This is a genomic window from Bradyrhizobium sp. ORS 285 (assembly GCF_900176205.1).
GTDB lineage: Bacteria > Pseudomonadota > Alphaproteobacteria > Rhizobiales > Xanthobacteraceae > Bradyrhizobium.
Genome location: NZ_LT859959.1, coordinates 7691058 through 7704941, shown reverse-complemented (window position 1 = coordinate 7704941; position 13884 = coordinate 7691058). Strand labels below are relative to the sequence as shown.

The window sequence follows — 13884 nt, the reverse complement described above, 5'->3', positions numbered from 1 at the left end:
GGATCGTAACAGAAGGCCGCCGACGCGGCGAGGTCGTTGTCTCAAAGGAGAGAGTTGATGCCGGTCAAGATCGATGCGCTGGATCACCTCGTGATCAACGTCGCCGACGTCGACCGCACCACGGACTGGTACCAGAAGGTCTTGGGCATGACGTTGCAGGTGTCCGACCCTGGCCCGGGACGGGCCAAGCGGACCTCGCTGCTGTTCGGCAACCAGAAGATCAACGTGCGACCGAAGGACGCAGACAAGGTCGACTGGTTCACCGCCGACCATGTGATGGCTGGCAGCGACGACCTTTGCTTCCTGACGGGCAGCACACCGGACGAGGTCGTCGCGCATCTGCAGGCGCTCGGCATCGCCATCGAGGAAGGCCCGGTCGACAAGCAGGGCGCCCGCGGTACCCTGCGTTCGGTGTATTGCCGCGATCCCGACGGCAGCCTGATCGAGATCTCGTCCTATCAGGGCTAAGCCGCGTCACTTCGTGACGGTCTCGCCACTCGCCGCCATCTTGGCATCGATCTCGCTGCGCGGCCAGCCGGTCAAGGCGGCGAGGTCGAGGGCTTCTCTGGTGAAGCGCGCCGACAGGCTCTCCTGATAGGACTTCGCCGCATCGCATTTCGCCTCGCCGCGCCAGGGATGGTGCTGGACATAGCGGCCCTGGAAGTTGCTGCGGTCCTTGGTCTCGATGAAGACGATATCCTCGGGGAATGACTTCGCATCATAGCGCACATGCAGCCGGGTCACGTAGGCGTCGGATCCGCCGCCGCGGCGGGCGACACGGAACGCCGTGTCGTCGTCGCTGCCGATCCAGCGCGCGCCGAGCTCGACCAGCTCCTTGTTGCTCAGCGGGTCGGCGGCGCACGGGTCGCACCATCCCATGTCCCAGGCATATTCGACGAACACCGCCTGCATGTTCTCGCGCGCCACCGCGCGCTCGAACAGCGCCTTGTAGAACGGGCCGAACTCGCTCTTGATATACAGCGGCACGTCGATGTCGGAAGGGATCTTCACGGTGCGATAATTAGCGGCTTCGATCCGACCGCTCCTGGTCAGCGCGTAGACGATGAGGTCTTGCGGCCCCTTGGCGTTGACCGTGCCGAGCCGCAGCGGCACCATGAACTTGGCGCTCTGGTAGCGGACCTGCAGCGGCCGCAGAGTATTGCTTCCGATGTCCTTCATCCGCTCGACATTGACCTTGGCGACGAAGAACCGCATGCCCTGCTTGATATAGCTGCCGAGCACGGCTTCCGCGCCCTGGGGAATGCGGTAGTTGTTGTCGGTCAGCCAGCGCGTGAGGCCGTCACTTTCCTCCGCCGACAGGATCAGCACGTCGTATTCGGCAACGTCATAGCTGGCCTCGATGGTGACGCCGTATTGGCGGGACGTGAATGCCTGCCCTCGCGACACCGCCGACGGCATCGGCGCGGCCGCGGCCATGCGGGACATGAGCTGATTGCAAGGGTCCTCGTCATGATATTCCACCAGCCGTGGCGCGGTGTATTTGTCGAGGTGATCGATCGTCTTCGGCTCGACCACGCCGATCTGTTTGCGCTCGATGAAGGTGGGCACGGGAACGACGACGGCGAATTCCTTGACGTCGCCTTCGAAGTCGCTGGCCATGGTGATCGAGGTCTGCTGGCCGTCTCGCGCCAGCACCACCTTCGAGGACTGGTTGAACAGCTTGGAGTCCGCCTGCGCCACATAGAAGCCGCAGAAGGCCTGGGCCGGCACGAGCGCCGCCTGGGACAGGATCGCAGCAGTCGCCAGGGAAGCGCGGGCCATCTTGCTGAAGCGAGGGGTCATGTCGATACTCCTTTGGGAACGGACGAGTGCCAGGAAAACCGGGCAGCCGGAATCAGCCGGTCGAGCACCAGCGTGAGCGGCGAGAGCGCGATCAGCGCGACATAGAGTGCCGGGCGCATCTGCATCACGAAGGCGAGGTAATGCCCGGTCACGGCAACCGTCATCGCGAACAGCAGCCGGCCGGCGCGCGAGTCCGGCGTCGTGCGCGGGTCGGAGATCATGAAGAAGGTGAAGATCAGGAGCGAGCCGCTCTGCAATTGATGCAGCGGAATGACCATGGGATCACCAAGCCACACAGCGCGCAACAGCAGCAGCGCTGCATGGCTTGCGAAGAAATAGAACGCGATATCGACACGCCTGGACGCATTGAGCACGAGGATGGCGAAGAAGCCGGCGAGGCTCGCAAACCAGATTTCCGTTCCCCACTGGCCGGGCGAGATCCACACGCCACCCGATGTGAACAGCAGCACGACGATCGCAAAGCCGGCGGGATTGAAGACGTGCTTGCCATTGACGCGGAGCACGAATTTTGAGCCGATCGCGATGGCCGCCGCCGCTGCGTAGAGCCACAGCGCATCGGCGCGCAACAGCAGGCTGAGCGACAGGCCGGTGATCAACGGCGACTTGAAATCGAGTGGTGCGCCGGTGAGGCGGCAGCCGACGACTTGCGTGAGCAAGGCGGTCGTCACCGCGATGATGCTCGCTTCGGGCCGCGCGCCGAAATCGATCAGAGCGAAATTAATCGACAGCAGCGTGGCTAATGCCGCGATCTGGAAATAGCGGGCATCGGGCAGCCGCCATGGTCGTGCCAGGGCCTGCATGCGAACCTCCGGACGTGTTTTGCCGCGCCATTGGTCGCTGCCAAAGGAAGACGGGTTCAATCCTGATTTGATCACGGCAGCGGGGAATGGCAGAACGATCGGGCAAGATCGCAACGAAGCGGCCGGGACGGGCCGCGGACAACAAACAGTGGGAGCGAAGATGAACGGATCGAGGATCGCGTCCGGCACGGTGACGCCGTTCGACGGCATGGACGTGCCCTGGCTGCTGAAGCTGCGCAGCACGACACGGCGTGATCATCCGTTCCTGATCTGGGCCCCGTTCGACGCGCCGGCGCGGCGCTGGACCTATGGCGAGTTTCACGATGATGTCGGCGCGCTCGCGGCCGGTCTCGTCAAGCGCGGCATCAAGCCGGGCGATGCGGTGCTGATCCATCTCGACAATTGCGTCGAGGCGCTGCTCGCCTGGTTCGCCTGCGTCGAGCTCGGCGCACTCGCCGTCACAACCAACACGCGCTCGGCAGCCGCCGAGATGAACTACTTCGCCGATCATTGCCGCGCGGTGGCCGCGATCACACAGCCTGCCTATGCCGAGATGATCTCGGCGCATTGCCGCGGCATCCGCTGGCTCGCAGTGATCTCGCATGATCCGGGGCAGCCGGAAACGACAGCGGTCGGCGTGGGGGACCGTTTCGAAACGCTATTCGCGGATAGCGCTGACAGGCCGCGCCGCGCGGTCGATCCGATGGCGTCGTGCAGCGTGCAGTATACATCGGGGACGACGTCGCGGCCGAAGGCGGTCCTATGGACCCACGCCAATGCGCTGTGGGGCGCCAAGGTCAATGCGGTGCATGAGGACCTGCATCAAGGTGACGTGCACCAGACCTATCTGCCGCTGTTCCACACCAATGCGCTGGCCTACTCGATGCTGGCGACGCTGTGGGTCGGCGCCACCTGCGTGATCCAGCCACGCTTCTCGGCGAGCCGGTTCTGGAGCGTGGCGCTGGAGCATGGCTGCACCTGGACCTCGACCATCCCATTCTGCCTGAAGGCCCTGCTCGATCAGGAGGTGCCGAAGAACCACAAATTTCGACTGTGGGGCACATCGGTATCGGAGCCGGCCATCTTCGGCAAGTTCGGCATCAAGATCATCGGCTGGTGGGGCATGACCGAGACCATCACCCACGGCATCATCGGCGAGGTCGACCAGCCGAACACGCCGATGTCGATCGGCCGCGCCGCGACGGAATACGCCATCCGCATCACCGACGATGACGGCCGGCCGACGGAGGTCGGCGCAACCGGCAATCTCGCCATCAAGGGCGTGCCCGGCCTGTCGTTGTTCGCCGAATATCTCTACAACGAAGAAGCGACCCGGACGAGCTTCGATGCCGACGGCTTCTTCCTGACCGGCGATCGCGTCACGCGCCTGCCGAACGGCTTCATCAAGTTCGGCGACCGCACCAAGGACATGCTCAAGGTCGGCGGCGAGAATGTCGCGGCGTCGGAGATCGAGCAGGTGATCATCACCGTCGCAGGCGTTCGCGAGACCGCTGTCGTCGCCAAGAAGCACCCGATGCTCGACGAGGTGCCGGTTGCGTTCGTGATCCCGCACGACGGCGCGAAGCGCGACGATCTGCCGGAGAGGGTGCTGGCCGCCTGCCGCGCCGGTCTCGCCGACTTCAAGGTGCCGCGCGAGGTGAGGCTGGTGGATGAGATGCCGCGCTCGACCCTGGAAAAAGTCGCCAAGGCCGAGCTGCGCAAGCTGGTGGATTGAACGAGGCGGCGCTCGAGCTAAGGCCCGCGTGCCTAATGCGCGCCCATCGCCACCGGGCGGAACGCCTGCAGCAGCTGCTGGTCGAGCTTCGGGCCCATGTTCTCCATGATCTGGAACGCGCGGGAATGCGTGAACGCCGGGCGATAGGCGCGGCGCTCGATCAGCGCGGCATAGATGTCGACGATCGTGGTGAGACGGACGATGTCGCTGATCTGCTCGTTATGCAGCGCGTCGGGATAGCCGGAGCCGTCGAGGAACTCGTGGTGGTGCAGGATCACATCGAGCATTTCCGGCGGGAAGCCGCCCTGCCGCCACAGCGCCTCGTAGCCGCGCCGCGGATGCTGGCGCAGGACCGCGATCTCCTCGGCCGTCAGCTTGCCCTGCTTGTCGAGGATCGCGACGGGGATGAAGGCCTTGCCAACATCATGCAGCAGCGACGCGCGCACCAGCCGGCGCTGATCGTCCTCGCGCATGCCCAGATGCATCGAGAAGCCGACGGCAAAGCCGGTCACGAACAGGCAGTGCCGGTAGGTGTCGTTGTGGTGGCAGCCCACAACGGTCATCCATTCGCGCAGCGAGGAGTGCTTGATCGCCTTCAGGATCTTGTTCTCGGCGGCGACGATGTCCTCCATCGTCAGCGCGACGCCGGCGGGCAGCTTCTCGAAGATCTTGACCATGACAGCATGCGCGGCCTCGACGCCGCGATTGAGCAGCTTGCCGCGATCGCTCTCGTCATAGCCGTCGTCGGCCGGCAGCGCCGAGCGGACCCGCTGCAGTACATCGGCCGGGGTGAAGGGACGCGCAATGGTGTCGGTGGCGCCGAGCGCCCAGGCCTGCATGGTGGCGTGATGCAGCGCCTCGGCGAGAACGAACAGGCGCGGCACCTCGCTATAGGCGCGTGAGGACAGCTTCTTGCGCACCCGCTGCACACTCTCGGGCGAGCGCAGGTTGATGTCGACGATGACGCCGGAGAAGCGATTGCCGGGATTCTCTGGAATTTCGGTAGTCGGCATCAGGTCGACGTCGCCGACCGAACGCAGGATGCGCGCCAGCTCGCTGCTCTGGTCACCGCGATCGGACGCGAGCAGGAGATGGCGCCTGGTCGCGTTCTGGGTCACGGTCTGCTTGGCTGTCGCGCTCATACGTGCTCGCCCCTGTCGGTTTGCTGCACACGCACGTTACCGGGCTCCGGGTTCGACGCGGCTTAATCTGATCGTTCAAGCTGTCTGCGTTCGGGTGAGCGAAGCGTTGCGACAATCATTCAAATTGTACTTTCTTTCTGCCAAAGCCCGAAGCAAACGAAAACCGCCGGAGAGGATCTCCGGCGGCTTCCCATTGATGCGTCGTTGCGAATACGGCTACGCCTTCATCGCCGCCTTCACCGCCTCCGCGGTAATCGGCAGCGAGCGCAACCGCGCGCCGCAGGCATTGTAGATGGCGTTGCCGAGCGCCGGAGCGACCACCGTGACAGCAGGCTCGCCGACGCCGGTTGCCTTCTCGCCATTGGCGATCACGGCGATCGCGACCTCCGGCACCTGGCTCATGCGCAACGGCGTGTAGCTGTCGAAGTTGGTCTGCTCGATGCCGCCATCCTTCAACGTCGCCTTCTCGTACATCGCCAGCGACAATCCCCACAGCGCCGCGCCCTCGACCTGGGCGCGGATGTTGTCGGGATGCACCTGCGTGCCGACATCGGTCGCCACGGTGAGCTTCTTCACCGTGACAGCGCCGTTGTCGGCCACCGCGACATGCGCGACACACGCCGTCCAGCTCGCGGTTGCGCGCTCCTGCGACGACACGCAGGCGACGCCCATGCCCTCGCCCTTTGGCAGCTTCTTCGCGCCGTAGCCGGACAGGCCCATCGCTGCGAGCAGCGTGTTGCGCAGCCGCTGCGCGCCGCCATCGTTCTTGCCCTTGCCGTCGAGCAGCGCGATGCGGAACTGCGCCGGATCCTGGCCCGAGGCGGCGGCGATCTCGTCGATCATGCTCTCGACCGCCCAGAACGTCCAACCCGGCGCCACCGAGCGGAGCTGCCCGGACGGCGTCGCATTGTGCGCGAGCTCGTTCTTGATCGCGCGCACATGGTGGTTCGGCACGGTGTAGAAGAAGTCGGCGCCGTTGACCGTGAACGAGTCGAGCGGGCCCTTCTTGTCGACCGAAGGTGACAGGAAGTCCGGGATGCCCCAGCGCGCCGTCGGCCAGGCCGAGACCACGTCGTGGCTGAGCGCGACCAGCTTGCCGCTGGCGTCGAGACCGGCCTTCACTTTCTGGTAGGTGAGCGGCCGCGAGTAGTCCATCGTCATGTCGTTCTCGCGGGAATAGATCACCTTGACCGGCTTGCCGACCGCCTTCGCCGCCTGCACCGCCGGCACCATCATGTCGGCGTCCAGCCTGCGGCCGAAGCCGCCGCCGAGCCAGGCCTGGTGCATCACGACGTACTTGGGATCGATCCCGGCAGCGCCCGCCGCGATCGCGCCGGAGCGGGTCGCGAACTGATTGCCGGAGTAGATGTGCAGGATGTCGCCCTTGAACTCGGCGGTCGCGTTCATCGGCTCCATCGGCGCGTGGATGTTGATGCTGGTGGTGTACTCCGCTTCCAGCACCTTCACCGCACCGGCGAGCGCCGCATTGGCATCGCCGTCCTTGACGAAGAACTGCCCGGCATCGTCCTGCGCCTGCAGCCGCATCGCCTCGGTGATGATGGTGTCGGTACTGACATTGGCGTACGGGCCCTTGTCGTAGCTGATCTTGAGCGCGTCCGCCGCCTTCTTGGCGTTGGCGAAGGTCGAGGCGACCGCGACCACCCAGCCCGACGTCGAGCCGGTCTTGTCGTCGAGCACGACCGCCTTGATGAAGCCGGGGACCTTCTTCGCCTCGCTGTCATCCACCGACGTGACGGTGGCGCCGAAGCGCACCGGCGGCGTCACCACCTTGCCGTAGACCATGCCCGGCAGCATCGTATCGATACCGTACTTCGCCGTGCCGTTGGTCTTCGAGGGGATGTCGAGCTGCGGCACCGAGACGCCGATCATCGTGTATTGGTCGGGCGTCTTCAGCGTGATCGCCTTCAGTTCGTCCGGCGTGAAGCTCTTGGTGATCTTGCCGCTCTTGACGATCTCGGCATAGCTCATCTGCTTCTTCGACTTCGGATGCATGACGAGGCCGTCACGCACCACGAGCTCCTTGGCGGGCACGCCCATGGAGGTCGCAGCCGCTTCGGTGAGCGCGATGCGGCCAGCGGCGCCGGCGCGGCTCATGGCGTCGAAGTTCATCATTGTGCTCCAACTGCCGCCGGTAATCTGGGCGCCGAGCACGGGATCGTTGAACTTCGGATCGTTGGAGGCGAGCTGGACGCGCATGTCCTTCCAGGCCGCGCCCAGCTCCTCGCAGACGATCTGCGCCATGGTGGAGGCAATGTGCTGGCCCATGTCGGCCTTGCCGCAAGTCACGGTGACCAGGCCATCCGGCGCGATCGAGTACCACACGGACGGCTCGAACGCCGAGGGCGTGGTGGCCGCGAGCGCGGAATCGGCGAGGCCGGCATAGCCGAGCACGAGGCCGGTTGCGGCGGTGCCGACCAGGAAGGAGCGGCGGCTGAGATCAGTGGCCATATCTGGGGTCATGGCGGGCGCTGCTTTCACGTGCTGGTTCATGTCGCCCTCCGGTCGCTGGTGTTCGAGGCGGTGCGCATCTCGGATGCGGCGCGCTGGATCGCTTTCTGGATCCGCGAATAGGTCATGCAGCGGCAGAGATTGCCGTCCATATGCGCTGTGATCTCCTCCTTGGTCGGGCTCGTCGTCTTGGCGAGCAGCGAGGCCGCCTGCATGATCTGCCCCGATTGGCAGTAGCCGCATTGCGGCACCTGCTCGGCGATCCACGCCTTCTGCAAGGGATGGTCGCCCTTCTGCGACAGGCCCTCGATGGTGGTGATCTTCTTGTCCTTGACGTCGCCGACCATGGTCTGGCACGAGCGCACCGCCTCGCCATTGACATGCACGGTGCACGCGCCGCACAACCCGGCGCCGCAGCCGAACTTGGTGCCGGTCATCTGCAACTGCTCGCGGATGACCCATAGCAGCGGCGTATCGTTCGCCGCATCGACGGACATGGTCCGCCCATTGATGGTGAGATTAGGCATTTGGTTTCTTCCCCGCCCGGCGTTACGACTTCGCTTACGGCGAAGTTCGGTTTGTCTGGACGCCAGCACCCACCGGTTCGATGCCAGCCTGCGCGAAAGAATGATCGCGTTGGCGGAACGACGCAACGGAATTTGGAACACCGCTTTGCGAAAGAAATCGGCAATTCGGGTTGTGCAACGCAGAAGCTGTGGGATCGCTGCGCCGCATCGGCTAAGAAGGCTGCAGTCGGCGGCACGCGAGGAGACGTCAGCTCATGAGATTACAGGCCTACGCCAATCGGCGCGCCGCCGCCGCGATGCTTGCATCTGCCCTGCCGCTCACCGCTGTGCTGATCGCGGAGCAAGCCGAAGCGGCGCAGCCTCCGCCGCTCTCGATGACCCGCGCCCCTTTCACAGCGACGTTATCCAACGTGTCGCCGCTTGCCTTCGGCATGGATGTCGGGGAGACATCGCGCGTGCTGGCGCAGCCGTTGATCTATCTGGAGGGCACGCCAGGCAACGAGACCTTCCTCGCCTTGCGCGATCTCGGCGGCAGCGGACTGGTCCCGCACCATCACCGCCTGTTTCTCAAGTTCCGCAAGGGGCGGCTGACGGGTTGGAAAGAGGACTACGGCACCAACTGGATGTGGCGCTGAGCGCGAGGCGCCAATTTGCAAAGGACAGAACGTGGGACAGGACATCAAGCTCACCGCATCGGACGGCTTCCAGCTCGGCGCCTACAGGGCCGACCCGACCGGAACGCCCAAGGGCGCGCTGGTCGTGATCCAGGAGATTTTCGGCGTCAACCATCACATCCGCAACGTCTGCGACCGGCTCGCCGCCGAAGGCTATGTCGCCATCGCGCCGGCGATCTTCGACCGCGTCGAGCCGAACTTCACCTCGGGCTATTCGCCCGATGAAATCGCCGTGGCGCGGAAGTTCGTGGCCAATCCGGATTGGCAGGCGTTCCTGCGCGATACCCAGGCTGCGATCGATGCGGTGAAGGGCACAGGCCCGGTCGGCATCATCGGCTTCTGCCTCGGCGGCAGCATCGCCTACGCGGCGGCGACCAAGCTCACCGGGTTGAAGGCCGCTGTCGGCTATTATGGCGGCGCGGTCGTGCGCTTCGCCGATGACAAGCCGACCGTGCCGACCCAGCTGCATTTCGGCGAGAAGGACTCAGGCATTCCGCTCGCCGACGTCAAGACGATCAAGGCCAAGCGGCCGGATGTCGAGATCTTCGTCTATCCCGGCGCCCAGCACGGCTTCGGCTGTGACGAGCGCGCCAGCTACGACAAGGCGAGTTCGGATCTCGCCTGGACGCGCAGCCTGGCGTTCTTCGCGCAGCATCTGCGCTGATCTTCCTCCGTCGTCATTGCGAGAAGCGAAGCGACGAAGCAATCCAGGACCGCGCGTGACGCCCCTGGATTTCTTCGCTACGCTCGCAATGACGGAGGATGCAGCGTCGCTTCATTCCGCGAACATGTTTCCGGGTGCGCAGGAACCATTGACGCGGAATTCAAAACCAGCGCTCGCCGACCTGAATCGTATCGCCGGGCTTGAGCGACGTGCCGAGCGGCACCTCGTAACGCATGGCGCCCGAGGGGTCCGTGTGAGTCAGAGTCACGATGTCGCGCCGAGCCCGCGGCGAGAAGCCGCCGGCGATGGCGATCGCGCTCTCGACTGTCATGTTGGGCACGTACGGATATTGGCCGGGCGCCTGCACCTCGCCGAGGATGAAGAACGGGCGATAGGCTTCGATCTCGACTGCGACCGACGGCTCGCGGATGTAGCCGTTGCGCAGCTTGGCGGTGATCTCGGCGGCGAGGCCCGCGGTGGTGCGGCCACGCGCGGGCACGCTGCCGATCAGCGGCATGGTGATCGAGCCGGACGCATCGATCGCATAGGTGTTGGTCAGGCCCTCCTGGCCGTAGACGACGACGCGCAGCTTGTCGCCGGCATCGAGATGATAGGCGGCGTCGCGCCGCCCCGGCGCGTAGCCGGCGGGCATGACGTAAGCGCCCGGACTGGGCGCGGCGGCGAAGGCGTTGCGCAGCGCGGGGATCGCTCCGCCCTGCCCGGTGGCGGCAACCGGGCCGGTCGAAGGTGTCCCATAGGCCATTGCGTCGAGATCACTCGGCTGGGCCACAGCCACGGGGGAGGCCGTGTGCATGCAACCCGACAGCAGGATCGTGGAAACGACGGCAATGACCGGAAGAAACAACGCGCGCACTCGAACAATCCTTGAATGAGGATGTGCCCTAGTCATGCGCGGTTAAGGTTAACAAATCGTTGGCGCGTGCAGTCGCCGTCTGTCGCAAGCGAGATCTGTTGCAAATCAGCTGCGAAAAATCCGCGCCCTGTCGAACCAGGCTATCGCGTATGACAAAGTTTGGCGCTCGTCTCTCTCCACTCGTCATGGCCGGGCTTGTCCCGGCCATCCACGTCGGTCAGCATGCCGGGGGACGGCGTGGATGCCCGGGACAGCCCGGGCATGACGGAGTAACAAACCGGCAGGATCGTTCGTCCGGATGGCTCCGAACTTCATATGGGCGATAGCCCTGCCCGCCGGACGGGAGAGGTGTGTGGGTCGCGCGCTGCGCCGGTCAGGCGCTGACGCCGACACCGATCGGACACGCGACGCCGGTGCCGCCGAGGCCACAATAGCCGGCCGGGTTCTTGGCCAGATATTGCTGGTGGTAGTCCTCGGCGAAGTAGAACGGTCCGGACGGCGCGATCTCGGTCGTGATCGCGTCGAGCCCCTTGGCGCGCAGCGCCTGCTCATAGACTTGCTTCGAGGCCTCGGCCGTCTCACGCTGCGCATCGCTGAACGTGTAGATCGCCGAGCGATATTGCGTGCCGACGTCGTTGCCCTGGCGCATGCCCTGGGTCGGATCGTGGTTCTCCCAGAACGTCTTCAGGAGACGCTCATAGGACATCACCTTGGGATCGAACACGACCAGCACGACCTCGGTATGCGCCGTCAGACCCGAGCACACCTCCTCATAGGTCGGGTTCGGCGTGTGACCGCCGGCATAGCCCACGGCCGTGACATGGATGCCGTCGCCGAGCTGCCAGAACTTGCGCTCGGCGCCCCAGAAGCAGCCGAGCCCGAACACGGCCTGCTCGAGGCCGGCGGGATAGGGCGGCAGCAGGCGGCGGCCGTTGACGAAATGGGTGCTCGCGGTCGGGATCGGCTGGGCGCGGCCGGGCAGCGCCTCGGCGGCGCTCGGCATCGCAGCGGGTTTGCGCATGAAGAACATGGGGTGTCTCCGGGCATGGCATTCGCCCGCGGGAGAGAGTCCCGCGGCGCGATGACGGTCAGTCTGGGATTATATAGGTCTCTACGACGCCAGCCCCAGCGGTGTTACGCCGCTTGCGGGCGGTCAGTCGCGGCCATAGCCGATCAGCGGCTTGCGCGGCCGGAACAGCAGCATCAAGAGGATCCCGAGCAGGCCGAGCACGGCGAAGACCGGCTGGTCGAGGAAGGCCTTGACGATCCACTCCCACAGAAACGGGGCCTTGGCCTCGACCCAGGCCTTGAAGGCGGCCTGGCTGGCCTGGTGGACGTCGTTCCAGAGCTGGCCGAAGCGGGTGAACTGCAGGGTCTGGTCGGCGACCCAGCGGGCGCCGTCATAGACCAGGAAAATGAAGCTTCCGGCCAGCAGCAACAGCCCCACCAGGCGGAAAAAACCGCGGATCATGCCTCACCTGCCCTCTCTCGCTCGCCCCCACGGGCAGCAAGGCCATAGCGGGGCCTCCTTAGAAATTCAACCTCGTCAGGGGTTTAGAACCGGCTTTTGACCGGTTCCGGCGCGCGATGCGGCTTCCGAGACCGTTGACGGTCGGTAAGGCTGCGCCTATAAGGTCCGCCACTGGCGGTGGGCGCAATCCCGCCGCCGCTGTTCTTTGAGCAGCGCCGATCCGCCGAGCAACCGCTCCGGTCATGGCATTCTCAGAGAGGCGTCCGAACAACCCACCGCGTCGATGGGGCCGCGTCAAGCGGGCCGCGCGCGTACCCGCACAAGCGGCGACTGCTCGCCGCCGAAGGATATTTGAGAGCATGGCCAACACGACCTCCGCGAAGAAAGCGACGCGCAAGATTGCCCGCCGCACCATCATCAACAAGTCGCGTCGCACTCAGATGCGCGGCGCTGTCCGTTCCGTCGAGGACGCGATCAAGAAGGGCGACCGCGACGCCGCGCTGAAGGCGATGGCCAACGCCGAGCCGCAGCTGATGCGCGCCGCCCAGCGCAACATCATTCACAAGAACAACGCCAGCCGCAAAGTCTCGCGCCTCGTGCATCAGATCGCGAAGCTCGCGAAGTGAGCCCATCGCGCGACTGAACACATCGCGCGACTGACGAACTATCAAGATGCAAACAGCCCGGCTCGCGCCGGGCTTTTCTTTTGCGCACGCCCGTGGCGGCGCTTCTCGTTCATCGCATCGGCTTGCCTTCTAGTTCTTGCCTTCTAGTTCATGGCGACATCATCGCAACAATGCATTCTCCGCGTGCTGGAACACACGCACTGTCGCGCGCGCCTGACACGTTCCGTAGTCCTACGTATCGTTCCGTAGTTTTACGCGGTGACAATATTGTCTCACCGGAAACAGCTGCGAATCTGCGCGTTGTGGCTGCGCATCAATGTCAAGAGCGCAGATGCCCCGCTCGCTTCACGCAGCGCACGCGACGGGAGTTACCCGCTGCGAGCAATCGCGAAAAACATCGTCTCGAAAATGACTTAAGCGCATAGCGAGTCCAAGTGATTGGAAAAGCGGGTGAGCTCGGTCCAAAGTTAAAAAAATTATGAAGAAATTTTGCGCAGACCATGTTGTTTGTCACATCCGAGATTCCTCGCGATGATTCAAAACCTTGCTTTCTTAACGCCGATCATCGCGCGGCGAGGTGCGCGAAGACTCGTCAGGCGTGCGCAAATCAAATGGATTGCGAGTCCCGACGCATCGTGTATTTCTTTTATCCACTCGCGGCGCCCACGATCTTGAGACCAGCGCGGTTTTAGAAACGGGGCGGACGTGCAAATCGGCGGCGGTGTGCGCGTTGGCGACGCTTTCCAAAGCGGTGGCCGGATCAATCTCCATAGCAATATGGGGAGCGACTGAATGTTGTCGAAATTTCTCGGGCGCAGCATCATCGTTGCGCCGCTTTGAACAAGAGAAATACGACGTCGGTCGACCGGCTGAAGCTTGCGGCGGCTGCGCTCAGCGGGTGGAAAAGTTGGACGGGATTGACGGCGGTGCGGCTGAATCTTGGGGTTCGGACACACCGGCATTGGGATGACAACTTGCCGTGAGCGATCACGGTAAGGCGGGGAGGTTGCATGCTTTACGGACACATTGCGGGTAAACGCCAGAGGCTGGTTCCGGATCACGCACCCTTAGAGACCGA

General features: G+C 64.4%; 13 protein-coding genes. 5 read left to right on the top strand and 8 right to left on the bottom strand.

Annotation, left to right across the window (positions count from 1 at the left end; all coding sequences use genetic code 11):
- Positions 1–57 precede the first annotated feature (57 nt).
- Positions 58–468, top strand: coding sequence for a VOC family protein (locus tag BRAD285_RS34675; protein WP_006610314.1), 411 nt, complete (start codon positions 58–60; stop codon positions 466–468).
- A 6-nt stretch (positions 469–474) separates the two neighbouring features.
- Here the strand turns inward: BRAD285_RS34675 and BRAD285_RS34670 are convergent, their stop codons facing one another.
- Positions 475–1803: a DUF2330 domain-containing protein gene (locus BRAD285_RS34670; RefSeq protein WP_006610315.1), complete on the bottom strand. Its 1329-nt coding sequence runs from the start codon at positions 1801–1803 to the stop codon at positions 475–477.
- The gene (locus tag BRAD285_RS34665; RefSeq protein ID WP_006610316.1) at positions 1800–2624 is read right to left on the bottom strand and encodes an RnfABCDGE type electron transport complex subunit D; all 825 of its coding nucleotides are present in this window, start codon (positions 2622–2624) and stop codon (positions 1800–1802) included. The genes BRAD285_RS34670 and BRAD285_RS34665 overlap by 4 nt, the downstream gene beginning before the upstream one ends.
- Before the next feature lie 160 nt (positions 2625–2784).
- Here BRAD285_RS34665 and BRAD285_RS34660 point away from each other — a divergent pair, with 160 nt between their 5' ends.
- Positions 2785–4359: an AMP-binding protein gene (locus BRAD285_RS34660; protein ID WP_006610317.1), complete on the top strand. Its 1575-nt coding sequence runs from the start codon at positions 2785–2787 to the stop codon at positions 4357–4359.
- Between the two features lie 32 nt (positions 4360–4391).
- Here BRAD285_RS34660 and BRAD285_RS34655 read toward each other — a convergent pair whose 3' ends face one another.
- From BRAD285_RS34655 to BRAD285_RS34645, 3 genes are all read right to left on the bottom strand, one after another.
- Positions 4392–5501, bottom strand: a complete 1110-nt coding sequence (locus BRAD285_RS34655; RefSeq protein WP_006610318.1) for an HD-GYP domain-containing protein — start codon at positions 5499–5501, stop codon at positions 4392–4394.
- A gap of 216 nt (positions 5502–5717) precedes the next feature.
- Positions 5718–8012, bottom strand: a complete 2295-nt coding sequence (locus BRAD285_RS34650; protein WP_006610319.1) for a molybdopterin cofactor-binding domain-containing protein — start codon at positions 8010–8012, stop codon at positions 5718–5720.
- The gene (locus BRAD285_RS34645; protein WP_006610320.1) at positions 8009–8497 is read right to left on the bottom strand and encodes a (2Fe-2S)-binding protein; all 489 of its coding nucleotides are present in this window, start codon (positions 8495–8497) and stop codon (positions 8009–8011) included. The genes BRAD285_RS34650 and BRAD285_RS34645 overlap by 4 nt, the downstream gene beginning before the upstream one ends.
- Before the next feature lie 254 nt (positions 8498–8751).
- Here BRAD285_RS34645 and BRAD285_RS34640 point away from each other — a divergent pair, with 254 nt between their 5' ends.
- Both BRAD285_RS34640 and BRAD285_RS34635 read left to right on the top strand, forming a co-directional pair.
- Positions 8752–9132: a hypothetical protein gene (locus BRAD285_RS34640; protein ID WP_006610321.1), complete on the top strand. Its 381-nt coding sequence runs from the start codon at positions 8752–8754 to the stop codon at positions 9130–9132.
- A gap of 31 nt (positions 9133–9163) precedes the next feature.
- On the top strand, positions 9164–9835 hold the full coding sequence (locus tag BRAD285_RS34635; RefSeq protein ID WP_006610322.1) for a dienelactone hydrolase family protein: 672 nt from the start codon (positions 9164–9166) through the stop codon (positions 9833–9835).
- 160 nt (positions 9836–9995) lie between these two features.
- On the opposite strand, the gene BRAD285_RS34630 is transcribed toward BRAD285_RS34635, so the two are convergent.
- The 3 genes from BRAD285_RS34630 to BRAD285_RS34620 form a co-directional block, all read right to left on the bottom strand.
- The gene (locus BRAD285_RS34630) at positions 9996–10709 is read right to left on the bottom strand and encodes a polysaccharide biosynthesis/export family protein (RefSeq protein WP_006610323.1); all 714 of its coding nucleotides are present in this window, start codon (positions 10707–10709) and stop codon (positions 9996–9998) included.
- A 373-nt stretch (positions 10710–11082) separates the two neighbouring features.
- The gene (gene msrA / locus BRAD285_RS34625; RefSeq protein ID WP_006610324.1) at positions 11083–11739 is read right to left on the bottom strand and encodes a peptide-methionine (S)-S-oxide reductase MsrA; all 657 of its coding nucleotides are present in this window, start codon (positions 11737–11739) and stop codon (positions 11083–11085) included.
- Positions 11740–11862: 123 nt separating this feature from the next.
- Positions 11863–12180 (bottom strand): hypothetical protein, encoded by a 318-nt coding sequence (locus tag BRAD285_RS34620; RefSeq protein WP_006610325.1) that lies wholly within the window; start codon positions 12178–12180, stop codon positions 11863–11865.
- A gap of 359 nt (positions 12181–12539) precedes the next feature.
- Here BRAD285_RS34620 and rpsT point away from each other — a divergent pair, with 359 nt between their 5' ends.
- Positions 12540–12806 carry a 30S ribosomal protein S20 gene (gene rpsT / locus BRAD285_RS34615; protein ID WP_006610326.1) on the top strand — a complete coding sequence of 89 codons (267 nt, stop codon included), beginning with the start codon at positions 12540–12542 and terminating at the stop codon, positions 12804–12806.
- Positions 12807–13884: the final 1078 nt, after the last annotated feature.

Bases quoted from the DNA above. Each gene is read 5' to 3' on its own strand.
- BRAD285_RS34620 (WP_006610325.1), bottom strand. From the start codon at position 12,180: ATGATCCGCGGTTTTTTCCGCCTGGTGGGGCTGTTGCTGCTGGCCGGA.
- BRAD285_RS34655 (WP_006610318.1), bottom strand. From the start codon at position 5,501: ATGAGCGCGACAGCCAAGCAGACCGTGACCCAGAACGCGACCAGGCGC.
- BRAD285_RS34650 (WP_006610319.1), bottom strand. From the start codon at position 8,012: ATGAACCAGCACGTGAAAGCAGCGCCCGCCATGACCCCAGATATGGCC.
- BRAD285_RS34640 (WP_006610321.1), top strand. From the start codon at position 8,752: ATGAGATTACAGGCCTACGCCAATCGGCGCGCCGCCGCCGCGATGCTT.
- BRAD285_RS34675 (WP_006610314.1), top strand. From the start codon at position 58: ATGCCGGTCAAGATCGATGCGCTGGATCACCTCGTGATCAACGTCGCC.
- BRAD285_RS34665 (WP_006610316.1), bottom strand. From the start codon at position 2,624: ATGCAGGCCCTGGCACGACCATGGCGGCTGCCCGATGCCCGCTATTTC.
- msrA (WP_006610324.1), bottom strand. From the start codon at position 11,739: ATGTTCTTCATGCGCAAACCCGCTGCGATGCCGAGCGCCGCCGAGGCG.
- BRAD285_RS34670 (WP_006610315.1), bottom strand. From the start codon at position 1,803: ATGACCCCTCGCTTCAGCAAGATGGCCCGCGCTTCCCTGGCGACTGCT.
- BRAD285_RS34660 (WP_006610317.1), top strand. From the start codon at position 2,785: ATGAACGGATCGAGGATCGCGTCCGGCACGGTGACGCCGTTCGACGGC.
- BRAD285_RS34645 (WP_006610320.1), bottom strand. From the start codon at position 8,497: ATGCCTAATCTCACCATCAATGGGCGGACCATGTCCGTCGATGCGGCG.
- rpsT (WP_006610326.1), top strand. From the start codon at position 12,540: ATGGCCAACACGACCTCCGCGAAGAAAGCGACGCGCAAGATTGCCCGC.